We start from the raw sequence: 25735 nt of genomic DNA, 5'->3' as shown, positions 1-25735 counted from the left end.
GTCGAACCGCGCCTGCGGGTTGCCCCGCTATTCGGCGACTTTCAGTTCACCGCTTTCGATCTGCTCGCGCTCGATGCTTTCGAACAGCGCCTTGAAGTTGCCCTCGCCAAAGCCGTCATCGCCCTTGCGCTGGATAAACTCGAAGAAGATCGGCCCGATCACGGTCTTCGAGAAGATCTGAAGCAGGATCTTCGTCTCGCCGCCATCGACCACGCCCTCGCCGTCGATCAGGATGCCGTGCTTCTTCATGCGGTCGACGGGTTCCTGGTGGCCAGTGACCCGGTCAAAGCTGAGATCGTAATAGGAATCCGGCGGGCCGGGCATGAATTTCAACCCGTTCGCCGCGATCGCGTCGGTCGCGTCGTAGATGTCGCGCGCGCCCACGGCGATGTGCTGGATGCCCTCGCCCTTGTATTTCTTCAGGTAGGCGACGATCTGGCCTGTCTCGCCCCGGTCCTCGTTGATCGGGATGCGGATGCGGCCGCAGGGCGAGGTCAGCGCGCGGCTGAAAAGCCCGGTGAACTTGCCCTCGATGTCGAAAAAGCGGATCTCGCGGAAGTTGAACAGGTCGCCGTAGAACCGGAACCACGTGTCCATGTTGCCCTTGAACACGTTGTGCGTCAGGTGATCGAGATAGTGGAACCCGACGCCGCGCGGCTTCGACTGTTCGATCCAGGTGAATTCCTCGTTATAGGGCGAGGTGTCGTAGTAGCGGTCGGTGAAATAGATCAGGCTGCCACCGATCCCCTTGATCGCGGGCCAGTCCACGGTCTTGTTCGCTCCCTCGTAGGGCTCGGCGCCGCGCGCCACGGCGCGCTCGAACGCGTGCTGCGCGTCGACCACCCGCCAAGCCATCGACGGCGCGCAGGGGCCATGCTCCTCAACGAAGCGAGAGGCAAAGCTGCCGGGTTCGGCGTTCAGCACGTAGGTGATGTCGCCCTGCTGCCAGAGTTCGACCTGCTTCGTCCGGTGGTTCGCCACGTGGGTGTAGCCCATCATGGTGAACAGGTCGCGCAGCTGCTGCGGCTCGGGATGGGCGAATTCGACGAACTCGAACCCGTCCGTGCCGGCGGGATTCTCGGCAGTGATGCGGGCTTGCGGGGCGTCATGCGGGAACGGGCCCATGGTCGATCTCCTGTCACGCGGAAAAGATGCATGCATCATAGCGGTTCCCGGACGCGGCTTTCGCGCATTCATCTGGACTTTCGCCCGATTTGCACACAAAATACGCACATAATTTGCGCACAATGCCGGAAATCCGCATGAGCCTAGATCCAACGGATATCGCCCTGCTGTCCCACCTGCAAAAGCACGGCACAGCCACAGCTCAGGACCTTGCCGAGGTGCTGCACCTGTCGCCCAGCCAGGCGGGACGCAGGCGGCAGCGGCTGGAGGAAAGCGGCGTGATCGAAGGTTATCGCGCCCGCATCGATCCCGCCCGGCTCGGCCTGCATGTGCAGGCCTTCGTTCAGGTGCAACTGGCCAGCCACGGCGTCGAACAGGGCACGGCCTTTGCCCGCCTGCTGCGCACCCGGCCCGAGATCACCTCGGCCTGGACCATGACCGGCGAGGCCGATTACCTGTTGCGCGTCTGGTGCCCGGACCTGCCCGCGCTGAACCGCCTGATCCACGAGGTGCTGCTGGCACATCCGGTCGTCGCGCGGGTCCATTCGCAGATCGTCATGGACCAGCCCAAGGCCGACGCACCGCTTCCCATCGGGTAGACGCCCGACGTCAGAAAGGCACGTCATCCGCCGCGCAGATGAAGCGCGCCACGACCTTCTTTGTCCCCGCCTTCTCGAAGGCGATTTCCAGCTTGTCTCCCTCGATCGCCTCGACGGTGCCATAGCCGAATTTCTGGTGAAAGACGCGCTCGCCCAGCGTGTAGGCACTGACCGCCGACAGGTCGATCACCTGCGCCTTGCTTTCGCGCGGCTGGCTGACCGGGCGCTCGGCCGCGCGGGCCTGGAGGCGACGCCAGCCGGGCGAGTTGTAGACATTCGCCTCGGCCGCGCGGGTTTCCAGGCTGGAAGAGACGCCGGCGGGCGCGGCCGCGCCAAAGCCACCCCCGTAAAGCCCCGGAGGAGTCAGGACATCGACATGGCTCTCGGGCAACTCGTCGATAAAGCGCGAGGGCATCTGGCTTTGCCACTGGCCAAAGACCCGGCGGTTGCCGGCAAAGCTGATCGTGCAGACCTCTTCGGCGCGGGTGATGCCGACATAGGCGAGGCGGCGTTCCTCCTCGAGCCCCTGCACGCCGCTTTCGTCCATGCTGCGCTGCGAGGGGAACAGGCCATCCTCCCAGCCAGGCAGGAAGACGGCGGGAAACTCCAGCCCCTTGGCCGCGTGCAGCGTCATGATGCTGACCTTGGCGCCGCCATCGTCGGACTCGTTGTCCATCACGAGGCTGACATGTTCGAGAAAGCCCTGAAGGTTGTCGAAATTCTCCAGCGCCTTGACCAGTTCCTTGAGGTTCTCGAGGCGCCCTGGCGCCTCGGGGGTCTTGTCGTTCTGCCACATCGCCGTGTAGCCGGATTCATCCAGCACGATCTGGGCCAGTTCGACATGGCTGATCTCGGGCCGGCCGCGCAGCGGCTGCGTTTCGTCGTCGAGCAGCGAGTCGGTCTCGACCGGCACGGTGGCGCGGGCCATGCGGCCCCAGCGTGCGAGGTCGACAACCAACTGCCCCAGCGCCGCGGCGCCCTTGCCGCGGATCTCTCCCTGTTCGACGGCCAGCGCGGCGGCGTCGAGCAGCGAAATCCCGTGCTGACGAGCCAATTTCTGGATCGTCTGCTGCGCCTTGTCGCCCAAGCCGCGCTTGGGCGTGTTCACGATCCGCTCGAAAGCCAGATCATCCGTCGGCGAAACGACCAGCCGGAAATAGGCCATCGCATCGCGAATCTCGAGCCGCTCGTAGAAGCGCGGGCCACCGATCACGCGGTAAGGCAGGCCGATGGTCAGAAAGCGGTCTTCGAAGGCGCGCATCTGGTGGCTGGCGCGGACAAGGATCGCCATCTGGTCGAGGCCGAAGGGGCGCATGCCGCGCGTGCTGCGCTGCATCGCCTCGATTTCCTCGCCGACCCAGCGCGCCTCTTCCTCGCCGTCCCAGTGGCCGATCAGGCGAACCTTTTCACCCTCCTGCGCCTCGGTCCAGAGTTCCTTGCCCAGACGGTTCGCGTTGCCCCGGATCACGCCCGAGGCGGCGGCGAGGATATGCGGGGTCGAGCGGTAGTTCTGTTCCAGACGCACCACGTGCGCGCCAGGAAAATCCTTTTCGAAGCGCAGGATGTTGCCCACCTCGGCACCGCGCCAGCCATAAATCGACTGGTCGTCGTCGCCGACGCAGCAGATGTTGCGATGCCCAGAGGCCAGCAGGCGCAGCCAGAGGTACTGCGCCACGTTCGTGTCCTGGTACTCGTCCACCAGGATGTAGCGGAACCAGCGCTGATACTGCGCCAAAACATCGTCATGGGTGCGGAAGATCGTCACCACGTGCAGCAGCAGGTCGCCGAAATCGACCGCGTTCAGCTCTTTCAGCCGGGCCTGGTATTCGGCGTAGAGCCGCGGGCCCTGGTGGTTGTAGTGGCCGGCATCGGCGGCAGGAACCTGGTCGGGTGTCAGCGCGCGGTTCTTCCAGTCGTCGATGATCCCGGCCAACATCCGCGCGGGCCAGCGCTTGTCGTCGATATTCGCCGCCTGGATCAGTTGTTTCAGCAGGCGCAGCTGGTCGTCGGTGTCGAGGATCGTGAAGTTCGATTTAAGCCCGGCGAGTTCGGCATGCCGGCGCAGCAGTTTCACGCAGATCGAGTGGAAGGTGCCGAGCCAGGGCATCCCCTCGACCGCGTGACCCATCAATGAGGACACGCGCAGCTTCATCTCGCGCGCGGCCTTGTTGGTGAAGGTGACGGCGAGGATCTCGTTCGGGCGGGCGCGGCCGGTATTCAGCAGGTGGGCGATGCGCGTGGTCAGCGCCTTGGTCTTGCCGGTGCCGGCCCCGGCCAGCATCAGAACGGGGCCGTCCAGCCGCTCCACCGCCTCGCGCTGCGCGGGGTTGAGGCCATCCATGTAGGGTGTGGGCCGCGCGGCCATCGCGCGCGCCGCCAGCCCCGCGCCCTCGAAGGCGTCCATGTCGTCGAAACTGCTCATGCCGCCAATCTAGCGGTTGAGGCCGGTTTCGGAAAGGGGTTGTTCGCGCTCTGTTCTGCCCTTTTGTCAGGCAGCGAAGGCGGTGGGCGGCAGACGGCCCCGCCGACGGGCGGTGGCAAAGACCGGCGTGGCGGGCTCTGCTGGGTGTTCGGCCATGGCGGGGGTGACGGATTCGGCTTCCACCGGGGGCGCCACGGGCGCCGGTTCCACCGGCATCATGGCCTCTTCCCAAAGCTCGGGCTCGGGCTCGGGCTGCGGCACGCGGTCGGCCACGATCCGGCCGCCGCGCAGCGAGGCAAGGCCGAACCGCAGGACCTGCTGGGCCGACGAATCGGCGGACAGGATGCAATGCACCGAAGGCAGGCTTTGCGCCGCGATGTCGGTCGCGCGGGCCACGTCGGCGGCCATCAGGATCGTCGCCACGTCCGGGTTGCGCTGTTCGGCCAGGTGGATCAGCGCGCGGGTCTGCGCCCCGGCGCTGTCGGCGGTGATGACCAAGAGATCGACGCAGGTCCGCCGCAAGCAGGCCTCTGCCACGGACACCGAGCCGGTGCCGGTGGTCAGCACCCCCGCCTCCATGAAACCGATCATGCCACGATCCAGACGATCGCCATTCCTGTCGAGCAGAAGCACCTGCATGCCATCACCTCCGTTCTGAAGACGGGCTTACCGTAGGCCGAACGCGCTTAAAAAAGCCTGAACGTGCGCGCAGACTCTGGACAGCGCCGCCGAGGCTCGCGCAAATGCGCGCATGGACCTCGATCTCGACTTTCCCGCCGTCTCCGATCTGCGCGCCCGCGCGCGCCGCCGCATCCCGCATTTCGCCTTCGAGTATCTCGACAGCGCGACTGGCCGCGAATTGCAGGCCGTGCGCAACCGCGAGCGGCTCGATTCGGTGCTGTTCATGCCCGAGATCCTGCCGGGCAAGGTGGCGCCCGATTTCACCACCCGCTTCATGGGCGAGGAGTTCGCCCGCCCCTTCGGCATCGCGCCGCTGGGCATGTCGGGCCTGATGTGGCCGGGTGCCGAGGCGATCCTTGCGCGCTTTGCCGCGAAACTCGGCATTCCCTACGGCCTGTCCACCGTCGCCACCCGCCTGCCCGAGGACATCGGCCCGTTGACAAAGGGGCGTGGCTGGTTCCAGCTCTATTGCCCGGCCGACCCCGGGATTCGCCGCGACATGCTGCGCCGCGCGCGCGAGTCGGGTTTCACCAAGCTGATCCTGACGGTCGACGTGCCGGACGATTCGCGCCGCGAACGCCAGCGCCGGGCCAAGCTGACCCTGCCGCCGCGAATCACACCCCGAGTGGTGTGGGAGTTGCTGACCCATCCGGAATGGTCGCTACGGACGGCGCAGGTCGGCCAGCCGCGCCTGCGCCTGCCGGAAAGCTACCTGGACAAGGCCAAGGCGCTGTCCTCGCTCGCCCATGCCGGGCACATCATCCGCGGCGCGCCCGACTGGGACACGCTGGCCGCGCTGCGCGAGGAATGGCAGGGGCACCTTCTTATCAAGGGCGTGATGGATCCAGAGGCCGCGAAACGGCTGGTCGCGGCGGGGGCCGACGCGATCTGGGTCTCGAACCATTCGGGCCGCCAGTTCGAGGCCGGCCCCGCCGCCATCGACGCCCTGCCCCGGGTCCGCGCGGCGGTCGGCCCGGACGTGCCGCTGATTTTCGACAGCGGCGTGTCCTCGGGTCTCGACATCTTGCGCGCGCTGGCGCTGGGGGCGGATTTCGTCATGCTGGGCCGGGCCTGGCACTATGCCGTGGCCGCGCTGGCGGAAAAGGGCCCGCCGCACCTGGCGCATATCCTGACCGACGACATGCGGCTGAACATGGCGCAGATGGGCGCGCATCGCCTGTCCGACCTGCCGTCGCGGCTGCTGACCAGACCCTGACGCAACGTCGCGCCCCGACTTGCACCGGGGGCGATTGCTGCTAGCATCGCCGCAGCGCGGCATTGCCCGCCCGCCAAACCGGCGGTGCGCACAGGGATCGCGCATGAACCGACCAGTCCGGGGGACCGCACCGACATGACGACCTTTTCCAAGATCCTCGTCGCCAACCGAGGCGAGATTGCCATCCGCATCATGCGGGCCGCCAACGAGATGGGAAAGAAGACCGTCGCGGTCTACGCCGAAGAAGACAAGCTGGGCCTGCATCGTTTCAAGGCGGACGAGGCCTACAGGATCGGCGAGGGGCTGGGGCCGGTGCAGGCCTACCTGTCGATCCCCGAGATCATCCGCGTGGCCAAGCAATCCGGCGCCGATGCGATCCACCCCGGCTATGGCCTGCTGTCCGAGAACCCGGATTTCGTAGACGCCTGCGACGCGGCCGGTATCACCTTCATCGGGCCGCGGGCCGAGACGATGCGCGCCCTTGGCGACAAGGCCAGCGCCCGCAAGGTCGCAGTGGCGGCCGGCGTGCCCGTCATTCCCGCGACCGAGGTGCTGGGCAGCGACTGGGACGCCATCGCGAAGGAAGCCGAGGAAATCGGCTATCCCCTGATGCTCAAGGCATCCTGGGGCGGCGGCGGGCGCGGCATGCGCCCGATCAACGGCCCGAAGGAGCTGAAGGACAAGGTGCTGGAGGGCCGGCGCGAGGCCGAGGCCGCGTTCGGCAACGGCGAGGGCTACCTGGAGAAGATGATCATCCGCGCCCGCCATGTCGAGGTGCAGATCCTCGGCGACAAGATGGGCACCATCTATCACCTCTACGAACGGGATTGCTCGGTCCAGCGCCGCAACCAGAAGGTCGTCGAACGCGCCCCCGCGCCGTATCTGAGCGAGGCGCAGCGCGAGGAAATCTGCGAGCTGGGCCGCAAGATCTGCGCGCACGTGAATTACGAATGCGCCGGCACCGTCGAATTCCTGATGGATATGGACACGGGCAAGTTCTACTTCATCGAGGTCAACCCCCGCGTGCAGGTGGAACACACCGTCACCGAGGAAGTGACCGGCATCGACATCGTGCAGGCGCAGATCCTGATCGCCGAGGGCAAAAGCCTCGCCGAGGCGACGGGCAAGGCCAGCCAGTATGACGTGCGCCTCACCGGTCACGCGCTGCAGACCCGGATCACCACCGAGGATCCGCAGAACAACTTCATCCCCGATTACGGGCGCATCACTGCCTTCCGGTCGGCGACCGGCATGGGCATCCGCCTCGATGGCGGCACGGCCTATGCGGGCGGGGTCATCACGCGCTATTACGACTCGCTTCTGGTCAAGGTGACGGCCAAGGCGCAGACCCCGGAAAAGGCGATCAAGCGAATGGACCGCGCTCTGCGCGAATTCCGCATCCGGGGCGTGACAACGAATATCGAGTTCGTCATCAACCTGCTCAAGCACCCGACCTTCCTGAACAACCAGTATTCGACCAAGTTCATCGACACGACACCCGAACTGTTCGATTTCCAGCGCCGCCGCGACCGCGGCACCAAGGTGCTGACCTACATCGCCGACATCACGGTGAACGGCCACCCCGAGGTCGCGGGCCGCGCCCGCCCGCATCCCGACCTGAAACCGGCGCGCGCGCCGCAGGTCCCGTGGGACGCGACCGCGCCCGACGGCACCAAGACGCTGCTGGATCGCGAGGGGCCGCAGGCCGTGGCCGACTGGCTGGCGACGCAGAAACAGGTGCTAATCACTGACACGACGATGCGCGACGGGCACCAATCTCTGCTGGCCACGCGGATGCGCAGCCTCGACATGATCAAGGTCGCGCCCGCCTACGCCCACAAGCTGCCGCAGCTTTTCTCGGTGGAATGCTGGGGCGGCGCGACCTTCGACGTGGCCTATCGTTTCTTGCAGGAATGCCCGTGGCAGCGCCTGCGTGACCTGCGCGCCGCCATGCCCAACCTGATGACGCAGATGCTGCTGCGCGGCGCCAACGGCGTGGGCTACACCAACTATCCCGACAACGTGGTGCAGTTCTTCGTGAAACAGGCGGCCGAAACCGGCGTCGACGTGTTCCGCGTCTTCGACAGCCTGAACTGGGTCGAGAACATGCGCGTCGCGATGGACGCCGTGCTGGACACGGGCCGCGTGCTTGAGGGCACGATCTGCTACACCGGCGACGTGCTGGACCCGGACCGCGCCAAGTATGACTTGAAATACTATGTCGCGATGGGCAAGGAGCTGCGCGACGCGGGCTCCCACATCCTCGGCCTCAAGGACATGGCAGGGCTGCTGAAGCCCAACGCCGCCTATCGCCTGATCAAGACGCTGAAGGACGAGGTCGGCCTGCCAGTGCATTTCCACACGCACGACACGTCGGGCGCGGCCATCGCAACGATCATGGAGGCGTCAAAGGCCGGAGTCGACGCGGTGGACGCCGCGATGGATGCGCTGTCGGGCAATACCAGCCAGCCGACGCTGGGATCCGTGGTCGAGGCGCTGCGCCACACCGACCGCGACACCGGGCTGGATGTGGCCGCGATCCGCGAGATCAGCAACTACTGGGAGGCCGTGCGCGGCCAGTATGCGGCGTTCGAGTCCGGCATGCAGGCGCCCGCCTCCGAGGTCTACCTGCACGAGATGCCCGGCGGGCAGTTCACCAACCTCAAGGCGCAGGCGCGGTCGATGGGGCTGGAGGAACGCTGGCACGAGGTCGCCCAGACCTATGCCGACGTGAACCGGATGTTCGGCGACATCGTCAAGGTCACGCCCTCGTCCAAGGTGGTGGGCGACATGGCGCTGATGATGGTCAGCCAGGGCCTGACCCGCGCCGACGTGGAAGACCCCAAGAAGGACGTCAGCTTTCCCGACAGCGTCATCGACATGATGCGCGGCAATCTCGGCCAACCTCCGGGCGGCTGGCCCAAGGCGATCCAGAAGAAGATCCTGAAGGAAGAGGCGCCCTTCACCGACCGCCCCGGCCTGCACGCCGCACCCGTCGATATCGAGGCCACCCGCAAGACCCTGTCCGAGCAGCTGGGCGGGGCCGCGGTGGATGACGAGGATCTGAACGGCTACCTGATGTATCCCAAGGTCTATACCGAATACGCCGCCCGGCATGAGATGTATGGCCCGGTGCGCACCCTGCCGACGCGAACCTTCTTCTACGGCATGGAGCCGGGAGAGGAGATCAGCGCCGAGATCGACCCGGGCAAGACGCTGGAGGTGCGGCTTCAGGCGGTGGGCGAGACGCAAGACGACGGCGAGGTCCGCGTCTTCTTCGAACTGAACGGCCAGCCCCGCACCGTCCGCGTGCCCGACCGCAAGGCAAAGGCCAGCTTTGCCGCGCGGCCCAAGGCGACGCTGGGCAATCCCGACCACGTCGGCGCGCCGATGCCCGGCGTCGTGGCCTCGGTCGTGGTGACGGCGGGCCAGACGGTCAAGGAGGGCGACCTGCTGCTGACCATTGAGGCGATGAAGATGGAAACCGGCCTGCATGCCGAACGCGACGGGGTGGTGAAGGCCGTCCATGTCCATCCCGGCAGCCAGATCGACGCCAAGGACCTGCTGGTGGAGTTCGAGTGACAGGCCGGCACGGTCGTCATGACCCACCTTGCCCTCGTCGCCGTTCTGGTGCCCGAGTATGACGAGGGTCTGGCCTTCTTCTGCGGCGTGCTGGGGTTCGAGTTGCGCGAGGATACCGATCTCGGCCAGGGCAAGCGCTGGATTCGAGTCGCGCCTTCGGGGGCGCAGACCGAATTCCTGCTGGCCCGCGCCGTGGGGGCGCAGCGGGATGTGATCGGACATCAGGGCGGCGGGCGCGTCTGGCTGTTCCTGCGCAGCGACGATTTCGACCGCGACCACGCGGCGCTGGCCGCCGCAGGCGCGACCTTCAAGGAAGAGCCACGCCGCGCAGCAGCCACCACAGCCTGCCCTTGCGGCGGGCGGCAAAATACCTGCCTTCGCACAAATTTTCTCTTGCGCGCCCCGGCAGGCGGCGATAAATCCGCGCTCACCATTTGGCGCGCGGGCGTAGCTCAGGGGTAGAGCATAACCTTGCCAAGGTTAGGGTCGTGAGTTCGAATCTCATCGCCCGCTCCAAATGGTCAGGCCTTCGGCCTCATGCTTCGGCAGGATCGGAAGGCGGATATCATGGCGCGCGGGCGTAGCTCAGGGGTAGAGCATTACCTTGCCAAGGTAAGGGTCGGGCGTTCGAATCGCCTCGCCCGCTCCATGATGACAGGCCGCCGAGGCGGCGCCCTCGCTCATTCGACCGGGAACTTGCGCAGGCAGGCCATCGCCTGGTCACGGAATTCCACGATGGTCTCGCCAGTATTCCGGCGCTCGCCCACCGCCTGCAAGGCGGCCAGTTTCTGTGCCTCGGTGCCGCTGACATGCAGCGCGAGGATGCGCGCGCTGATCGCAATGGAGACCTCCATCTGAAGAGGTGAGATGATCCCCATATCCTCCATGACGGCGGCGGTGCGCGAGATGATCCAGACGCATTTCAGCGCCTTTGCCTCGTCGCCTTCGTAGACGCGGCGTTCCAGCGCGGCCGCAGGCATTGCAAGGCAAAGGAGCAGGCCAAAGGCGACGGTCGGGCGGAACATGGGCGGTCCTTTCGCGTATCAGGCTTGCATGGCGGACACGGCCGCGCAATCGACAATCGCGCGCCCTTGGCCTTGGCCTTCGCCCCGCCTATAAGTCGCGCGGATCAGGGGAGAATGGCCCATGAGGCGTGCAGAGATCAGCCGCAAGACCGCCGAGACCGACATCCGCGTCGAGATCGACCTCGACGGCAGCGGAACCTATGACAACCAGACCGGCGTTGGGTTCTTCGATCACATGCTGGACCAGCTGGCCCGGCATGCACTGATCGACATGACCGTGCGCTGCGCGGGCGACCTGCATATCGACGACCACCACACGGTCGAGGACGTGGGCATCGCGCTGGGCCAGGCTTTGGGCAGGGCACTGGGCGACAAGCGCGGCATCCGGCGTTATGGCGCGTGCCTGTTGCCGATGGACGACGCGCTGGTGCGAGCGGCCCTGGACCTGTCGGGGCGGCCCTTCCTGGTGTGGAACGTGGCCCTGCCGACACCGAAGATCGGCAGCTTCGACACCGAGCTGGTGCGCGAGTTCTTCCAGGCGTTCAGCACCCATGGCGGGATCACGCTGCACGTGGACATGCTGCATGGGCTGAACAGCCACCACATCGCCGAGGCCGCGTTCAAGGCCGTCGCCCGCGCCCTGCGCGAGGCGGTCGAGACCGACCCGCGCAAGGGCGACGCGATCCCCTCGACAAAGGGGTCGCTCTGATTTCGACGGCAGGACCGGGGGCCAGCCCCCGGACCCCCGGAGTTTATCTGGCAAGATGAAAACAGGACTGTGCGCATGCTGACGGCGATCATCGACTATGAAAGCGGCAACCTGCATTCGGCCGAAAAGGCGTTTCAGCGCATGGCGGCCGAGACGGGTGCCGGGGACGTGGTGGTGACGTCGGACGCCGAGACGGTGGCGCGGGCCGACCGGCTGGTGCTGCCGGGCGACGGGGCCTTCCCGGCCTGCGCGGCGGCTTTGCGCGCCTCGGGCTGTTTCGAGGCGCTGGTCGAGGCGGTCGAGCGCAAGGGGCGACCCTTCCTTGGGATCTGCGTCGGCATGCAGCTGATGGCGCGCAAGGGCCACGAATATGCCGAGACAGAGGGGCTGGGCTGGATCGACGGCGAGGTGATGCATATCGCACCGACCGACCCGGCGCTGAAGGTGCCGCACATGGGCTGGAACGACCTGGTGATCGACACGCCCCACCCGGTGCTGGAAGGCGTGAAAACCGGCGATCACGCCTATTTCGTACATTCCTACCAGATGCGCATGGCCGACCTGTCGCAGCGCATCGCGCATGTGGACTATGGCGGCGACGTGACCGCCATCGTGGCGCGCGACAATCGCATCGGGTTCCAGTTTCACCCGGAAAAGAGCAGCGCGGCGGGCCTGCGGATGATCGCGAATTTCCTGTCCTGGGCGCCATGACGCGGGACAGGCGGAAGGGCGGGGTTGCGCCCCGCCCCTGACCTCACTTCACGCGGCTCCAGGTCTGCTTCTTGCAGAACGGACCGACGCAGCCCGACACGTTCAGCGTGTTACCCGACAGCGCCATCTTGGACTTGAAGACCTTGCCCGTCGACGGCTGCCAGATCTTGCCGTTCGCATAGCTGCCATTGCCGCCGGGCTGCATGTCCCAGACCAGCTGCTTGCCCTTGTTTTCCGAGTTGTATTCGCCCTGCGCGTTGAACGTGCGCGAGATCACGCCGCAGATCGCCGGGCCGCAGGGGCTGATGGTGACATGGGCATAGGCGCCATCGTCCACCTCGGTCTTCCAGATGCCCTCGACCGGGTCGGCCAGCGCCGCGCCTGCCGCCAGGATCAGCCCTGCCGCGAGAGACAGAATCTTCATGTCGGTGTTCCTCCCATTCCGATGCGCAGAGCATTCCGCAGGGTGGGCCCGCCGATCAAGCCTGACGCGAGGTCGCCTTGCATCTGCCGTTGCGTCGAATTAACCGGGGGCCGACAATTGCGGAAGGCCTGACCCATGATCCTCTATCCTGCCATCGACCTGAAGGACGGCAAGGCCGTGCGGCTGCTGCGTGGCGACATGGACAAGGCGACCGTGTTCAACGACGACCCCGCCGCCCAGGCGATGGAATTCGTGGCGGCGGGCTGCGACTGGCTGCACCTGGTGGACCTGAACGGCGCCTTTGCCGGCCAGCCGGTCAACGCGGCGGCGGTCGAGGCGATCCTTGCCCGCACGAAGACACCTGCGCAGCTGGGCGGCGGCATACGCGACATGGCCACCATCGAGATGTGGCTGTCCAAGGGCCTGGCGCGGGTGATCCTAGGCACCGTCGCGGTCGAGAATCCGGGCCTGGTGCGCGAGGCGGCGGCGGCCTTTCCGGGCCAGATCGCCGTCGGCATCGATGCGCGCGACGGGCGCGTGGCGACCAAGGGCTGGGCCGAGGTGACGGATGTCGACGCGACCGAGCTTGCCCGCAGCTTCGAGGACGCCGGCGTGGCGGCGATCATCTATACCGACATCAACCGCGACGGCGCGATGCAGGGTCCGAATGTCGAGGCGACGGCGGCGCTGGCGCGAGCTGTGACGATCCCGGTCATCGCCTCGGGCGGGGTCTCGTCAATCGCCGACCTGATCGCGCTGCGCGACTGCGGCGCGGCGCTGAACGGCGCGATCTCTGGCCGGGCGCTGTATGACGGGGCGATCGACCTGCGCGAGGCGCTGGCGGTTCTGGCGGGCTGAATCCGGTCGCGCCGCAAGGGTCACGACGTGTCCCGGTAAAGCAAAAAGGCCACCCAAATGGGTGGCGCACAAAAGCAAAAGGCCACCCGGATGGGTGGCCTCTGCAACCTGGTCAACCGACCGGCGGCTCAGCCCTGGCGGGCCTTGTAGCGGCGCTGGGTCTTGTTGATGACGTAGACGCGGCCCTTGCGGCGCACAACGCGGCAATCGCGATGGCGGTTCTTGAGCGAGCGGAGCGAGTTCGCGACTTTCATGATCGCTTTCCCCTTGTCTCGGCGCGCGAGCGCCTGCGTTGCGTTTACCCCGGAGCAGGCCCGGAGCGGTGAAAAATGGTGGGCGATACTGGGATCGAACCAGTGACCCCTTCGATGTCAACGAAGTGCTCTACCGCTGAGCTAATCACCCCTATGTTCCGTCTTGGTCTCCCTGCCCTTGCGTCCACCCGGCCACGTTGCCGGGAAACAAAAGGGCGCGGGGTTCCGCGCCGGTGGAGCGGTCTATAAAAGGAGTCGAAACCGGGATCAAGGGCTTTTGGCAAGGAAAAAAATCGGTCTATCTTTGCCCCAAACAGGAGCGCGCATGCCGAAAGTCGCCTACCATCTGCACCGTCCCGAACGCCGGTCGTCCTGCGTCGTCTTCGCCTCGCCGCACAGCAGCCGCGACTACCCCTGGAGCTTCCTGCGCCACACGATGCTGGACGAACAGGCGATCCGGTCGTCCGAAGATGCGTTTGTCGACGATCTCTTTGGCTGCGCGCCGGATTTCGGGGCCCCGCTGCTGTGTGCCGGGGCGCCGCGCGCCTATGTCGATCTCAACCGCGCCGCCGACGAACTGGACCCCGCGCTGATCGAGGGCGTGCGCCGCGGCGGTCACAACCCGCGCGTGGCCTCGGGCCTCGGCGTGGTGCCGCGGGTGGTGGCTGGCGGGCGCGCGATCTATCGCGGCAAGATCACCCGGGACGAGGCCGATTCGCGGCTGGCACGGATCTGGCATCCGTATCACGCGAGGCTGCAAACCCTGCTGCACGAGGCGCATGGCGCCTTTGGCGAGGCCATCCTGATCGATTGCCACTCGATGCCGCACGAGGCGGTGGAGAACACCGTGCCGCGCGGCGGGCACAAGCCCGAGATCGTGATCGGCGACCGGTTCGGCGCCTCGGCCACGGCCGAGATCGTCGATCGGGTCGAGGCGGCCTTTGCCGCGCACGGGTTCCGCGTCGCGCGCAACGCGCCTTTCGCCGGGGCCTTCTCGACCCAGCATTATGGCCGCCCCTCGCGGCAACAGCATGCCGTGCAGGTGGAAATCGACCGCGCGCTCTACATGGACGAGGCGACGATCACACCCAATGCGCGCTTTGACGAGATCCGGCGCATCCTGCGCGGCGTGGTGGCCGAGATCGCCATCATCGGCGCCCGCGACCAGGCGCTGGCCGCGGAATAGGCGCTCAGATAGAGCCGGCCTCGACCATGTAGTTGTTGGCCGTGCACATCGCGGCGTCGTCGGACGCCAGGAACAGCACCATCCGCGCGACGTAATGCGGCGCGATCAGGTCGGGCAGGCATTGCCGGGCGCGGTGTTTTTCTATCGCGTCCTCGGTGACCCAGAGCTGCTTTTGCCGCTCGGTCATGATCCAGCCCGGCACCACCGTGTTGACCCGGATCCGGTGGCCGCCCAGGTCGCGCGCCATTGTGCGGGTCAGACCGTGCACCGCCGCCTTGGCCGTGGTGTAGGCCGGGAAATTGCCGCCCGCCTCCCACCAGCTGTTCGAGCCCATGTTGACGATCGACCCGCCGCCCAATGCGATCATGTCGGGTGCCACCGCCTGGATGGCGAAGAACATGTGCCGCAGGTTGGTGGCCTGGCGCTCGTCCCAGTAGTCCGGTGTCACCTCGCGCCAGTCGTGCCGGTCGTCGCGCGCCGCGTTGTTCACCAGCACCGAGGCCGGGCCGAGGCGCTCTTTCAGCGATGCCAGCGCGGCGCGCAGCGCGTCGATGTCGCGCAGGTCGGCGATGGCAAAGGCCACCTCCCCGTCGGTCTGATCCACCAGCGCCTGCGACCCCGTCGCATCGAGATCGACGAAGCCGACCCTGGCACCGTTCGCGGCAAAGCCCCGGACGATCTCGGCGCCGATCCCCGAAGCGCCCCCGCTGACGATCACCGTCTTTCCCGCAAGGCTGGGATAGCGTGCCCATTCCGTCATGATCTGTCCTCTCTCCTCCGCTGTTCTGCGATTGGTCGCGCAGGATGGCCGCAACCGCAAGCCTTGCGCGCGTCTTTCGGCGGGCGCAGGCTGCGGCATGCGCCTTGCCTTTATCCTGCTGGCCGTGCTGATTCTCGTCTGCCTGCTGCCGCTGGCGGCGGCGTTCGGCTCTGGCTGGATCGCGGCCGCGCATGGCTGCGTCCTGCACGAGGGCCATGCCAATCCCTGCCTCATCGGCGGACGCGACTGGGGCGAGGCGCTTTATGGCGGGTTCGTCTCGGGCTGGTTTTTGCTGGTGACGCTGCCGGTGGTGGCGCTGGCGCTGGTCGCACTGATCGGCCTGGCCCTGACCGCCCTCGCCCGGCGCCGCACTCCCTGAAACCGCTTTGCGTCGCGCGCGCTTTCGCGCTAAGCGCAAGCCATGCTGAAGACCCGCATCATCCCCTGTCTCGATGTCGCCGATGGCCGCGTGGTCAAGGGCGTGAATTTCGTCGACCTGCGCGACGCCGGCGACCCGGTCGACGCTGCGCGCGCCTATGACGCCGCGGGCGCGGACGAGATCTGCTTTCTCGACATCCACGCCACGCACGAGAATCGCGGCACCATGTTCGACGTTGTGACGCGCACCGCCGAGCAATGCTTCATCCCGCTGACGGTGGGCGGTGGCGTGCGCACGGTCGCGGATGTCCGCGCCCTGCTGCTGGCCGGCGCCGACAAGGTCAGCTTCAACTCTGCCGCCGTAGCCAACCCCGACGTGGTGGCCGAGGCCGCCGACCAGTTCGGCAGCCAGTGCATCGTCTGCGCCATCGACGCCAAGACGGTCGAACCCGGTCGGTGGGAGATCTTCACCCATGGCGGCCGCAAGCCCACCGGCATCGACGCCGTGGACTTCGCCATCACCATCGCCGCAAAGGGCGCTGGAGAGATCCTGCTGACCTCAATGGACCGCGACGGGACCAAGGCGGGCTTCAACCTGCCCCTCACTCGCACCATCGCCGACGCGGTGAACATCCCGGTCATCGCGAGCGGGGGCGTCGGCACGCTGGATCACCTCGTCGAAGGCGTGACAGAAGGCCACGCCAGCGCCGTCCTCGCCGCGTCGATCTTCCATTTCGGCGAATACACCATCGCCGAGGCCAAGGCCCACATGGCCGCCGCCGGCATCCCCGTGAGGCTCTGATGACCGACTTCACGCTCGAAGACCTCGCCGCCATCGTGGCCGAACGCGCACAGGCCGCACCCGACGAGTCCTGGACGGCCAAGCTGCTGGCCAAGGGCCCCGAGAAGGTGGCCGAGAAATTCGGCGAGGAAGCCATCGAGGCGGTGATCGAGGCGGTCAAGGGCGACCGCGACGGGCTGAAGTCAGAGGCGGCAGACGTGCTGTTCCACCTGCTGGTGATGTTGGAATCGCGCGGCGTGGCCCTGTCGGACGTGATGGCCGAACTTGCGAGGCGGCAGGGACAGTCGGGCCTCGCGGAAAAGGCCGCGCGCAAGGGCTGATCCCTGGTCCGCACGCCCACGCCCGGCCCAAGGCGTCAAAGCTGGCGCTTCATCCCGTTGTGGCTCGGCACAAAGCCGAGCCTCTCGTAGAAACGCAGCGCATCCAGCCGCTGCCGGTCGGTCGTCAATTGCACCAGCCCGCATCCGCGCTCACGGCATTGCCCGATGGCCCAGTCCAGGAACTGCTCGCCTATCCCGCGCCCGCGCAGATGCGAGGCCACGCGCACGCTTTCCAGTTGCCCCCGCCACGCACCCCGGCGGGACAGGCCGGGGATGAAGGTGATCTGCATGCAGCCGATCACCTCTCCGCCAAGGTCCGCCACGGCCAGGATCTGGTTGGCATCGGCGGCGATGACCTCGAAGGCCGCGACATACACCGGGTCCACCGCCTGCGCGGCGCTTTCCCGCGCCCGGCCCAAGTCGTCATCCGCAAGCAGGGCGACGATCGCAGGCAGGTCGGCGCGAAGGGCGCGCCGGAAGCGCAGCGGCTGGTCTGTCGTGCCGGTCACTGTCCAATCTCCTTCCGGGCTACTTGCAATGGATAGGCGCAACGCCTTCCCGGGTCCGCGTCAGCATCGTGCCAGCGTCACGCGAAGGCAAGCCCAAGGCCCGACCCGCATCGGGTTCGCCCGCGATACGCGTCCCCGGCCTCGCCCGCCCGTCCCGGCGGCGGGTGAAAAAGAAAAACCGCGCCCTCGCAGGCGCGGTTCGCATTCCGGTCCGGTGCGCTGGGTTCAGCGGCGGATGCCGAGGCTCTGGATGAGCGAGGTATAGCGGCCCTCGTCCTTGCCCTTGAGATAGTCCAGCAGCTTGCGGCGCTGGGCGACCATCATCAGAAGGCCACGACGCGAGTGGTTGTCCTTCTTGTGGGTCTTGAAATGCTCGGTCAGCGTCGAGATGCGCGAGGTCAGGATGGCCACCTGCACTTCGGGCGAACCGGTGTCGCCTTCCTTGGTGGCGTATTCCTTCATCAGGCGGGTCTTTTCCTCAGCCGTGATCGACATCGGGGTCTCCTTTCGGGTCAAAGGGTTATGGCACAAGCCGGGATGTCGTCCAGCAAGGCCCGTGGAGAAAGCCCCGCAGGATCGTCCGGCGGGGATGCGCGCGTTTAGACGATTGCCGTGCGAAAGCAAAGCCCTTTCTGCCGTGGCGCCCTCAGCCCAGGCCCAGGGCCGCGGCGGCGCTTTCGCCCAGCAGGGCGATGGCGCGCGGCATCGGCACCTGCGCTGTAGGCATGGACAGGACCAGCACGCCGTCGACGAGGAAATCCGTCACCGTCGGATCGTCGGGATTCAGCCGCATCTCGAAGCCAGGCTCGCCGCCCAAGCTGTCGTCGTAGATGATGACAAGCTGATCCTCGGCCGGGTCGTAATCCGCAAGGAAAGATGCCTGTCGCGCCGCGGCCCCGGCCCCGGCCAGCCCCAGCCGCGCAAAGAGCGACGGCCTTGGCCCGTCACCGCGATCCGGCGGCGCGGGCGGCAGGACGGGCACGCGGGCCTCCATCCCCCGGGTGCCGATGATCACCAGCGACCCCAGAACCATCATGCCCAGCAGGCCGGCCAGAAGATACATGCCACGACTCCGGTCCATGCGCCGGGCGACTGGCCTCTCGCGCGATGTGGGCAGTCTGACCGTTTCCAGATAAGAAACAGTTAGCGCGTCACCGCTCGATCTGGATTTCGTCGATGATCTGCGTGGCGAACTCGCCGAGGAACGGCACCCATTCGAACTGTGTCAGCACCAGCACGATGCCCGAGACCAGAACCGAGGCGCCCAGCGCCGTGCCAAGGCCCAGCGCGAGGCCGCGAAGGAACTGCGTCCACATCATCCGTAGGGTCGAATCGTGCATCCGCATGAACTTGTGCCGGTTCAGCGTCTCCACCGCCTGCGCCAGCCGCGCCATGCTTTCATCGGTCTTGCTGTCATCGCGCATGACGGGCCTCCTTCGGCCAGGAAATCGGTGCCGTATCGTAGGACACGTACAAAGGGTGGCGCGGATGGCCGGCCCGGGTCAACCCGAGGTGCCGCACGTCGCCGTCCAGCCTTGCGGCCACCTGTGGGCCGCGGCCCAGGTGCGCGCCATGCACGCCCCAGGCCGCCAGCGTCATATCGGCCTGCGCCGCCCATTGCCAGAGCAGCGCGTCGTTTTCCGGCCCCACGGGATCGGTGGCGCGGCGCAGGTCCTGCGGCCGCGTGGCGCGAAACCCGAACAGGTTGGCGATCCGCATCGCGCCAAAACCCAGCGCCACCGCCCGGCGCTGGCAGCGCTCGATGGTCGGGTCGTTGCGATCCTCGGTGGCGGTCGAGGGATTCAGCATGACGTAGAGCAGGCTTGGCCCTGGCGCCCAGCGCCGCTCCAGCCCCAGGCGATAGGCCATGCAGGGCGAGTAGAAAGCGGCGCTTTCCACATTGTCCTTCGTCGCGCGGCGTTCGATCATGACCCCGGTTTGACCCCCAGGAAAACGAAAGGCAAGCGCATGGACATCGCGATGATCGAGGCCGCGGCAGGGCGGGCACAAGGCCATATCCGGCGCACGCCGCTGCTCTCCTCGCCCAGGCTCGATGCCATCTCCGGGCGGCGGGTGATGGTGAAATGCGAATGCCTCCAGCACACCGGCAGCTTCAAGGCACGCGGCGGCTGGGCGGCGGTCTCGGCCCTGCCGGAAGAGACCCGGAGCAACGGCGTGGTCGCCTTCTCCTCCGGCAACCACGCGCAGGGCGTGGCCCGGGCTGCGCAGATGCACGGGGTTCCGGCGGTCATCATCATGCCCTCCACCGCGCCCGTGGCCAAGATCGAGGGGACGAAGGCGCTGGGGGCCGAGGTGGTGCTGTATGACCGGCTCAAGGACGACCGCGACGCCATCGGCGCGGCGCTGTCGGAAAGCCGTGGCCTGACCCTCATCAAGCCCTTCGACGACCCGCAGGTGATCGCCGGGCAAGGCACCTGCGGGCTGGAGATCGCCGAGCAGGCCGCCGACGAGGGCGTGACGCAGGCCGACGTCGTGGTCTGCTGCGGCGGCGGCGGGCTGTCGGCGGGGATCGCGCTGGCGCTGGAGGCCCGCGCGCCCGGCCTGCGCGTGCGCACGGCGGAACCGCAGGGCTTCGACGATACGGCGCGCAGCCTCGCCGTCGGGTCGCGCGTCCGGAACGAAGGGCCCGAAGCGGGCCTGTGCGATGCGATCCTGACGCCGATGCCCGGGGCGCTGACCTTTCCGATCCTGCACCGCCTCGCCGGTCCCGGGCTTGTCGTGACCGACGACGAAGTGCTGCGCGCCATGGCGCTGGCCTTTGCCCATCTCAAGGTGGTGTCTGAGCCCGGCGGCGCCGTGGCGCTGGCCGCCGCCCTGTTCCACGCGCAGGCCTTTGAGGGCGACGCAGTGATCGTCACGATCTCGGGCGGCAACGTCGACCCGGGCGTGTTCCTGCGGGCGCTGGAGGGGTGAGTGCGGTGAGCGGAGACTGAAGATGGCCAGTAATGATGAACATCAGTTGAGACAGTCAAATTCGGCCGGAATGGCTTACTCAGGTGCGTCAGAGCTTATTGAATTCGCAAAGAAATCCAGACAGACCACTCTAAATTTGAGCGCGAGCAATAATGCGCATTGGAATTTGCGTGTCATTCCGGAACAGATCGCGGAATTTAAATCACTCGAAAGCATATCTCTGGACGGAACCTTTGTCACCGACCTGACCCCGCTGCAAGGCCTCTCCGCGCTGCGGGCGCTGTCTTTCAACAAAACAGGCGTGACCGACCTGACTCCGCTGCAGGGCCTCTCCGCGCTGCAGTGGCTGACTCTCGAGGGCACCGCCGTCACCGACCTGACCCCGCTGCAGGGCCTCTCCGCGCTGCGAGATCTGGCGCTCGACGGCTGCGCCGCCCTCGACCTGCGCCCTTAGCGCGGACTGTCGCAATTGATCGACAAACCTTTTGCAAAAGGCTTGACCTTCACCAACAGCGGCGCAACACGCGCCGATCCCCGCATCGCGGAGATCGCCCAGATCAAGGACGCCGCCGAGCGCGCCCGCACCCTGTTCGCCTACCTCGAGGATTGGGTGCCGCCGGGAACCGGGGCAGCGGCGCCGGAGACCCCGGATCAGGTCGAGGGCAGCCGCGCCACGGCGCCGCTCCCCGCGCTGCCGCCACAGCGCCCGGCCCCCCTTGTGCCAAGGTTCGAGGACGGACAGCTTGTGCGGGGCGGCGGCGCTCCCCTGTCCTCGGCAGAGGCAGAGCGACGGGCCGAAGATGGCTGGCAGGCGCTGAAACGCTATGTCGGCAACTTCCGCGACGCTTTCGAGATCAGCAACAACGCGCCCCTGCTAAAGTTCCTCGACCAGTTCGAGGCGGCGATGGGCGAGGCCTACGACCCCCGTCGGAGCATCGAGATCGGCATGGCCGGGCAACGGCTTGTCCGGCTGTCGCGCAACGCCGCGTTTCTGCGCGAATTGCCACTTGGTGCCGATGACGACCTGAAGGGCTTTGCCGAAGAGATTGACCGGTATGCCGACCGGTTCCAGGATTGGCTGGACTACAAGGCCGACCGCGACACCGCCGGGCGCGACGCCGCCAAACCCGAGACGGTGCGCGCGGCGCGCGACGACTACTTGGACGTGGCCGAAGCCCTGCGCACCTCGCCGGAGGTGGAGGCAGGGCTTGCCCGCGACTATCGCGACGCGGTCGATGCCGCAACCGGGCCGGATGCGGACGACATTGCGGCAAGCGGGCTTGACGCCTCTACGCGCGAAATCGGGCGCGCAATCGGCGAAAAGGCACTACAAGAGATAACTTCCGGAACTGCGGCTCGACGCGAAATCGACGCGATGGACGCGGTGCACGATCAGGAATTGGCGAAGTGGAAATGGCGTCTGGGTGGGTTCGCAGTCGTATTCCTCAGACGGCAGGGACCGGCGTTGCGCAGGTTGGCGCTGCGCTTTCCATCCAGCCTTGGCTGGCTTGAGAACGTGCTCGACTACATCGGTGCAGACTGACCCACCCCTTGCATCGCGGCCCACGCTGCGCCATCTGTGTGCCAACCCCGATCAAGGAGGCATCGATGCTGGAACTGGGCGGCAAGCAGACGCAGGCGGCGGGCAACCTCGTCAAGGACATCACCGAGCAGGAGTTCATGGCCGAGGTCGTGGACGGCTCTGCCGAGGTTCCCGTCATCGTGGATTTCTGGGCGCCTTGGTGCGGCCCGTGCAAGACGCTCGGCCCGATGCTCGAGGACGCGGTGAAGGCCGCGAAGGGTGCCGTGCGCATGGTCAAGGTCAACGTGGACCAGGCCCAGCGCATCGCCCAGCAGATGCGCATCCAGTCGATCCCGACCGTCTATGCCTTCTACCAGGGCCAGCCGGTCGACGGCTTCCAGGGCGCGCTGCCGCAATCCGAGATCAAGGCCTTTGTCGAACGCGTGGTGCAAGCCGCGGGCGGCGAGGCATCGGATGGTCTGGCCGAGGCGCTGGCCGCCGCCGAGGAAATGCTCGACCAGGGCGCGGCAACCGACGCAGCACAGATCTTTTCCGCCCTCCTCGAAGAGGACCCGGCCAATGCCAAGGCCTATGGCGGCCTGGTGCGCGCGCATGTGGCAATGGGCGAGCTGGATCAGGCCGAGGCGATCCTGAACGGCGCGCCCGCCGAGATTTCCAAGGCCGCCGAGATCGACGCCGCCCATGCCCAGCTGGTGCTGGCCCAGCAGGCCGCCGATGCCGGCCCCATCGCCGAGCTGACCGCTGCGGTCGAGGCCGACCCCGCGAACCAACAGGCGCGTTTCGACCTGGCGCGCGCGCTTTATGCCAAGGGCGACGCCAAGGGCGCTGTGGACCACCTGCTGGACCTGTTCCGCCGCGACCGCGAGTGGAACGAGGGCGCCGCCAAGACCCAGTTGATGACGATCTTCGACGCGCTGAAACCGAACGATCCGGTCGTTCTGGCCGGCCGTCGCAAACTCTCGTCGCTGATCTTTGCCTGACGGGCGCGGCGGGCTATCTGGCCAATCATGACACGGCTAACCGACCTGCCCGACACCATCCCCCTGTTCCCGCTGCCGGGTGCGCTGCTCTTGCCGCGCGCCCGCCTGCCGCTGCACATCTTCGAGCCGCGTTACCTCCAGATGCTGGATGACGCGCTCAAGACCGACACGCGGCTGATCGGGATGATCGCGCCGCAAAGCGTGCCTGGTCGCGACGAGAAGGCGCTGCATCGCATCGGCTGCGCCGGGCGCGTCACGCAGATGTCAGAGACCGAGGACGGGCGCTACATGATCACGCTGACCGGCATCTCGCGCTTTCGCATGGTCGCCGAGATCGATGGCTTCACCCCCTACCGCCGCGCCCGCGTCAGCTGGGACGGGTTCGAGCGCGACCGCGACGGCGCGGAACGGGACATGGCCTTTGACCGCAAGCCGTTCATGCGCCTGCTCGACCGCTATTTCACCAGCCGCGAGCTGTCGGCCGACTGGCAGACCCTCCAGGAAGCGGATGACGAGCTGCTGATCAACTCGCTTTCGATGCTGCTCGACTTCAACGCCGAGGACAAGCAAGCCCTGCTCGAGGCGCCCTCGCTGTCGACCCGGCGCGAGACCCTGGTCACGCTGCTGGAATATGCCCTGCGCGGCGGCGAAGAGGACGTGATGCAATGAGCCCCGCCCCCCTGTTCGACCGACACATGCTCGAGGCGCTTGTCTGCCCGGTGACGCATGGCAGCCTGCAGTATGACGCCGAGCGTCAGGAACTGGTCAGCAAGTCCGCCGGCCTCGCCTTTCCGATCCGCGACGGCATCCCGGTCATGCTGGTGGACGAGGCGCGGCGCCTGGACGGCTAGCGGCCGTCACCGTCCCAATGCGGTCAGCAGACGCTCTGGCTGGTCGGTCAGCGCCGAGAACCCGTGCGCCAGCGCGGCACGCCATGGCCCCGGATCGTCCTTGTAGACCAGCGCCGAATCCTCGCCGCCATCCCAACCGCTGATGGCAACACGGACCCCGCGTTCCGACACGGTGGCCAGGAACGCCGGCGTCACACCCGCCGAGCGCACGGAAACCATCCGCAAGGCAGGCCCTATCTGGGCATGAAGCGCCTCGAAATCCGCAAGGTAATCCCGCGAGCGATAAAGTGACGCCGCAACGCCGATCCCCGTCCTGTCGGCCAGCGCGCGCAGCCGGCTCTGGTCGCTGCCCGCGGAATAGAGTTCCATCAGCAACAATCCGTCGGGATCCCGCCCGCGTAACGCCTCGGCAAGGCTCTCTGCCTCGTAGGTCTTGAGCCCCAGTTGCACAACGACCCGCCCGCCGACGAGATCCAGCGCCTCGTGCAGCGTCGGCACTGGATGGACGACTCCAGCGGAGTCGGTGATCCGCAGGCGCGCGATGTCCGCAGCGGTGTAGTCGCGAACGTAATCGCGCCCGCCGCGCTGTTGCCGCGTCGGCCCGCCCGGCGGGCCGTCGGGAAAAACTGCCTCGACATCGGTCGTCCGGTTCAGCGTGTTGTCATGCATCAGCACATAGCCATCATCCGCCGTCTGCTGCGGATTGACATGCAGCGCGTCGACGCCGAGCGCGATGGCCGCCTCGATCCATGCCAGCGTGTTGTCGGGCAACCGGCCGATTTCGGCGCTGCGGTGCGCGATGACAAGCGGCGGTTGACCCTCGGCCAGCCAACTTTCGACGTCTGCCGGGGCGGCAATGCGCGCCGGAAGCATGGACAGCGTGAAGGCCAGAAGCGCAAGACGGGCCAGCATGGCATCCCCCGGATCGACGGCGACGTCCGGCAGACTAGCCCATTTTGGCCAATCCTGAAACGGTGCCGGCCCAACAGGGCGCATCGCCCCGCGGGATCGTGCCTCGCTTTCCCCTACAGGTCGAACGTCGCGAACACCGGCGCATGGTCCGAGGGCTGCGTCCAGCCGCGCGCATCGCGCAGGACTCGGCTGGAATGCCCGGATCTGGCGATGTCGGACGAGGCCCAGACGTGGTCCAGACGCCGCCCCTTGTCCGCCGCGTCCCAGTCCTTGGCCCGGTAGGACCACCAGGAATAGAGCAGTCCCTCGGGGATGTCCTTGCGCGTCACGTCCACCCAAGACCCGGCCTCCTGCACCGCGCCCAGGTGATCGACCTCGATCGGCGTGTGCGAGACGATCTTGAGCAGCTGCTTGTGCGACCAAACGTCATCCTCGCGCGGCGCGATGTTCAGGTCGCCCACCAGGATCGCCTTTTCGGGGCGCGAGTCCCGGAACCAGTCGCGCATTTCGGTCAGGTAATCCAGTTTCTGCCCGAATTTCACGTTCTTCGCCCGGTCCGGCTCATCGCCGCCCGCCGGAACGTAGAAATTGTGGATCGCAACGCCGTTCTCCAGCCGCGCCGCGACATGGCGGGCATGACCCAGGTCGGCGAAATCCCGGTCTCCCAGGTCCTCCAGCGGCAGTTTCGACAGGATCGCCACGCCGTTGTAGCCCTTCTGCCCGCGCGCCACGACATGGCCGTAGCCGAGGTCGGAGAAATCCGGCATCTTCTCGACCGGCGTCTTGATCTCCTGGAGGCAGAGCACGTCGGGCGCCTCCTCCTCCAGCAGCTTGCGCACGATGGGCGCGCGCAGGCGGACAGAGTTGATGTTCCAGGTGGCGATGGTGAAGGGCATGGGCGTCTCCTGTCCGGGCTGCGCGGCGCAACCTGCACCGGACCGGCGGGGGACGCAA

Annotated in this window: 31 protein-coding genes and 3 tRNA genes; 19 read left to right on the top strand and 15 right to left on the bottom strand. The window is 66.9% G+C overall.

Annotation, left to right across the window (positions count from 1 at the left end; all coding sequences use genetic code 11):
* Window positions 1–27 precede the first annotated feature (27 nt).
* A complete protein-coding gene (hppD, locus tag KB874_RS13850) occupies window positions 28–1125 on the bottom strand; it encodes a 4-hydroxyphenylpyruvate dioxygenase (RefSeq protein ID WP_212537132.1) in 1098 nt (365 codons plus the stop codon).
* 137 nt (window positions 1126–1262) lie between these two features.
* On the opposite strand from hppD, the gene KB874_RS13845 reads away from it, so the two are divergent.
* On the top strand, window positions 1263–1724 hold the full coding sequence (locus tag KB874_RS13845) for an Lrp/AsnC family transcriptional regulator (RefSeq protein WP_212537131.1): 462 nt from the start codon (window positions 1263–1265) through the stop codon (window positions 1722–1724).
* Window positions 1725–1734: 10 nt separating this feature from the next.
* Here the strand turns inward: KB874_RS13845 and KB874_RS13840 are convergent, their stop codons facing one another.
* Window positions 1735–4146, bottom strand: a complete 2412-nt coding sequence (locus KB874_RS13840; RefSeq protein ID WP_212537130.1) for an ATP-dependent helicase — start codon at window positions 4144–4146, stop codon at window positions 1735–1737.
* Window positions 4147–4212: 66 nt separating this feature from the next.
* Window positions 4213–4785 (bottom strand): hypothetical protein, encoded by a 573-nt coding sequence (locus KB874_RS13835; RefSeq protein WP_212537129.1) that lies wholly within the window; start codon window positions 4783–4785, stop codon window positions 4213–4215.
* 112 nt (window positions 4786–4897) lie between these two features.
* Here KB874_RS13835 and KB874_RS13830 point away from each other — a divergent pair, with 112 nt between their 5' ends.
* The 5 genes from KB874_RS13830 (at window position 4898) to KB874_RS13810 (ending at window position 10274) form a co-directional block, all read left to right on the top strand.
* Window positions 4898–6043, top strand: coding sequence for an alpha-hydroxy acid oxidase (locus KB874_RS13830; RefSeq protein ID WP_212537128.1), 1146 nt, complete (start codon window positions 4898–4900; stop codon window positions 6041–6043).
* Window positions 6044–6178: 135 nt separating this feature from the next.
* A complete protein-coding gene (locus KB874_RS13825; RefSeq protein WP_212537127.1) occupies window positions 6179–9625 on the top strand; it encodes a pyruvate carboxylase in 3447 nt (1148 codons plus the stop codon).
* 18 nt (window positions 9626–9643) lie between these two features.
* The gene (locus KB874_RS13820; RefSeq protein WP_212537126.1) at window positions 9644–10087 is read left to right on the top strand and encodes a VOC family protein; all 444 of its coding nucleotides are present in this window, start codon (window positions 9644–9646) and stop codon (window positions 10085–10087) included.
* Window positions 10067–10141: transfer RNA gene (locus KB874_RS13815), tRNA-Gly, on the top strand. The genes KB874_RS13820 and KB874_RS13815 overlap by 21 nt, the downstream gene beginning before the upstream one ends.
* Window positions 10142–10199: 58 nt before the next feature.
* Window positions 10200–10274: transfer RNA gene (locus tag KB874_RS13810), tRNA-Gly, on the top strand.
* Window positions 10275–10305: 31 nt separating this feature from the next.
* Here the strand turns inward: KB874_RS13810 and KB874_RS13805 are convergent.
* The gene (locus tag KB874_RS13805; RefSeq protein WP_212537125.1) at window positions 10306–10650 is read right to left on the bottom strand and encodes a hypothetical protein; all 345 of its coding nucleotides are present in this window, start codon (window positions 10648–10650) and stop codon (window positions 10306–10308) included.
* 121 nt (window positions 10651–10771) lie between these two features.
* Between KB874_RS13805 and hisB the strand changes: the two genes are divergently transcribed.
* Window positions 10772–11359 (top strand): imidazoleglycerol-phosphate dehydratase HisB, encoded by a 588-nt coding sequence (gene hisB / locus KB874_RS13800; RefSeq protein WP_212537124.1) that lies wholly within the window; start codon window positions 10772–10774, stop codon window positions 11357–11359.
* A 75-nt stretch (window positions 11360–11434) separates the two neighbouring features.
* Window positions 11435–12070 carry an imidazole glycerol phosphate synthase subunit HisH gene (gene hisH / locus KB874_RS13795; RefSeq protein WP_212537123.1) on the top strand — a complete coding sequence of 212 codons (636 nt, stop codon included), beginning with the start codon at window positions 11435–11437 and terminating at the stop codon, window positions 12068–12070.
* Between the two features lie 43 nt (window positions 12071–12113).
* On the opposite strand, the gene KB874_RS13790 is transcribed toward hisH, so the two are convergent.
* Window positions 12114–12494 (bottom strand): DUF2147 domain-containing protein, encoded by a 381-nt coding sequence (locus KB874_RS13790; protein WP_212537122.1) that lies wholly within the window; start codon window positions 12492–12494, stop codon window positions 12114–12116.
* 135 nt (window positions 12495–12629) lie between these two features.
* On the opposite strand from KB874_RS13790, the gene hisA reads away from it, so the two are divergent.
* Window positions 12630–13352, top strand: a complete 723-nt coding sequence (gene hisA, locus KB874_RS13785; protein WP_212537121.1) for a 1-(5-phosphoribosyl)-5-[(5-phosphoribosylamino)methylideneamino]imidazole-4-carboxamide isomerase — start codon at window positions 12630–12632, stop codon at window positions 13350–13352.
* A gap of 128 nt (window positions 13353–13480) precedes the next feature.
* On the opposite strand, the gene ykgO is transcribed toward hisA, so the two are convergent.
* On the bottom strand, window positions 13481–13606 hold the full coding sequence (ykgO, locus tag KB874_RS13780; protein ID WP_212537120.1) for a type B 50S ribosomal protein L36: 126 nt from the start codon (window positions 13604–13606) through the stop codon (window positions 13481–13483).
* Window positions 13607–13682: 76 nt separating this feature from the next.
* Window positions 13683–13757, bottom strand: a tRNA-Val gene (locus tag KB874_RS13775).
* A gap of 174 nt (window positions 13758–13931) precedes the next feature.
* Here KB874_RS13775 and KB874_RS13770 point away from each other — a divergent pair.
* Complete coding sequence (locus KB874_RS13770) at window positions 13932–14792, top strand: N-formylglutamate amidohydrolase (protein ID WP_212537119.1); 861 nt, start codon at window positions 13932–13934, stop codon at window positions 14790–14792.
* 4 nt (window positions 14793–14796) lie between these two features.
* On the opposite strand, the gene KB874_RS13765 is transcribed toward KB874_RS13770, so the two are convergent.
* Window positions 14797–15552 carry an SDR family NAD(P)-dependent oxidoreductase gene (locus KB874_RS13765; RefSeq protein WP_212537118.1) on the bottom strand — a complete coding sequence of 252 codons (756 nt, stop codon included), beginning with the start codon at window positions 15550–15552 and terminating at the stop codon, window positions 14797–14799.
* 97 nt (window positions 15553–15649) lie between these two features.
* Between KB874_RS13765 and KB874_RS13760 the strand changes: the two genes are divergently transcribed.
* From KB874_RS13760 to KB874_RS13750, 3 genes are read left to right on the top strand one after another with little or no spacing between them, the layout of a single operon-like run.
* Entirely contained in the window at window positions 15650–15931 is a 282-nt protein-coding gene (locus KB874_RS13760) for a hypothetical protein (protein ID WP_212537117.1), read from the top strand.
* A gap of 42 nt (window positions 15932–15973) precedes the next feature.
* Complete coding sequence (gene hisF, locus KB874_RS13755; RefSeq protein ID WP_212537116.1) at window positions 15974–16732, top strand: imidazole glycerol phosphate synthase subunit HisF; 759 nt, start codon at window positions 15974–15976, stop codon at window positions 16730–16732.
* On the top strand, window positions 16732–17052 hold the full coding sequence (locus KB874_RS13750; protein ID WP_212537115.1) for a phosphoribosyl-ATP diphosphatase: 321 nt from the start codon (window positions 16732–16734) through the stop codon (window positions 17050–17052). Before hisF ends, KB874_RS13750 begins: the two co-directional genes overlap by 1 nt.
* A 35-nt stretch (window positions 17053–17087) precedes the next feature.
* On the opposite strand, the gene KB874_RS13745 is transcribed toward KB874_RS13750, so the two are convergent.
* The 5 genes from KB874_RS13745 to KB874_RS13725 all read right to left on the bottom strand — a co-directional run bounded on the left by KB874_RS13745 (window position 17088) and on the right by KB874_RS13725 (window position 19490).
* Complete coding sequence (locus tag KB874_RS13745) at window positions 17088–17561, bottom strand: GNAT family N-acetyltransferase (RefSeq protein ID WP_346346553.1); 474 nt, start codon at window positions 17559–17561, stop codon at window positions 17088–17090.
* 225 nt (window positions 17562–17786) lie between these two features.
* A complete protein-coding gene (gene rpsO, locus KB874_RS13740; RefSeq protein WP_212537114.1) occupies window positions 17787–18056 on the bottom strand; it encodes a 30S ribosomal protein S15 in 270 nt (89 codons plus the stop codon).
* A gap of 151 nt (window positions 18057–18207) precedes the next feature.
* Entirely contained in the window at window positions 18208–18624 is a 417-nt protein-coding gene (locus KB874_RS13735) for a hypothetical protein (protein ID WP_212537113.1), read from the bottom strand.
* An 88-nt stretch (window positions 18625–18712) separates the two neighbouring features.
* Window positions 18713–18985, bottom strand: coding sequence for a DUF5665 domain-containing protein (locus KB874_RS13730; RefSeq protein WP_212537112.1), 273 nt, complete (start codon window positions 18983–18985; stop codon window positions 18713–18715).
* Entirely contained in the window at window positions 18975–19490 is a 516-nt protein-coding gene (locus tag KB874_RS13725; protein ID WP_212537111.1) for a DUF1643 domain-containing protein, read from the bottom strand. The genes KB874_RS13730 and KB874_RS13725 overlap by 11 nt, the downstream gene beginning before the upstream one ends.
* Window positions 19491–19529: 39 nt before the next feature.
* Between KB874_RS13725 and KB874_RS13720 the strand changes: the two genes are divergently transcribed.
* From KB874_RS13720 to KB874_RS13695, 6 genes are all read left to right on the top strand, one after another.
* Entirely contained in the window at window positions 19530–20495 is a 966-nt protein-coding gene (locus KB874_RS13720; protein ID WP_212537110.1) for a threonine ammonia-lyase, read from the top strand.
* 22 nt (window positions 20496–20517) lie between these two features.
* On the top strand, window positions 20518–20949 hold the full coding sequence (locus tag KB874_RS13715; protein ID WP_212537109.1) for a leucine-rich repeat domain-containing protein: 432 nt from the start codon (window positions 20518–20520) through the stop codon (window positions 20947–20949).
* A gap of 42 nt (window positions 20950–20991) precedes the next feature.
* Window positions 20992–22038: a hypothetical protein gene (locus KB874_RS13710; protein WP_212537108.1), complete on the top strand. Its 1047-nt coding sequence runs from the start codon at window positions 20992–20994 to the stop codon at window positions 22036–22038.
* A 65-nt stretch (window positions 22039–22103) separates the two neighbouring features.
* Window positions 22104–23018 carry a thioredoxin gene (trxA, locus tag KB874_RS13705; protein WP_212537107.1) on the top strand — a complete coding sequence of 305 codons (915 nt, stop codon included), beginning with the start codon at window positions 22104–22106 and terminating at the stop codon, window positions 23016–23018.
* A 27-nt stretch (window positions 23019–23045) separates the two neighbouring features.
* Window positions 23046–23687: an LON peptidase substrate-binding domain-containing protein gene (locus KB874_RS13700; protein ID WP_212537106.1), complete on the top strand. Its 642-nt coding sequence runs from the start codon at window positions 23046–23048 to the stop codon at window positions 23685–23687.
* Window positions 23684–23869: a Trm112 family protein gene (locus KB874_RS13695; protein ID WP_212537105.1), complete on the top strand. Its 186-nt coding sequence runs from the start codon at window positions 23684–23686 to the stop codon at window positions 23867–23869. The genes KB874_RS13700 and KB874_RS13695 overlap by 4 nt, the downstream gene beginning before the upstream one ends.
* 6 nt (window positions 23870–23875) lie before the next feature.
* On the opposite strand, the gene KB874_RS13690 is transcribed toward KB874_RS13695, so the two are convergent.
* Together KB874_RS13690 and KB874_RS13685 are read right to left on the bottom strand one after the other, a co-directional pair.
* Window positions 23876–24781: a glycerophosphodiester phosphodiesterase family protein gene (locus tag KB874_RS13690; protein ID WP_212537104.1), complete on the bottom strand. Its 906-nt coding sequence runs from the start codon at window positions 24779–24781 to the stop codon at window positions 23876–23878.
* Window positions 24782–24894: 113 nt separating this feature from the next.
* On the bottom strand, window positions 24895–25677 hold the full coding sequence (locus KB874_RS13685) for an exodeoxyribonuclease III (RefSeq protein WP_212537103.1): 783 nt from the start codon (window positions 25675–25677) through the stop codon (window positions 24895–24897).
* Window positions 25678–25735 lie beyond the last annotated feature (58 nt).

The organism is Thetidibacter halocola (genome assembly GCF_018224955.1).
Classification (GTDB): domain Bacteria; phylum Pseudomonadota; class Alphaproteobacteria; order Rhodobacterales; family Rhodobacteraceae; genus Thetidibacter; species Thetidibacter halocola.
The sequence above is the reverse complement of the archived record's forward strand: the minus strand, read 5'-3'. Positions and strand labels throughout refer to the sequence as shown.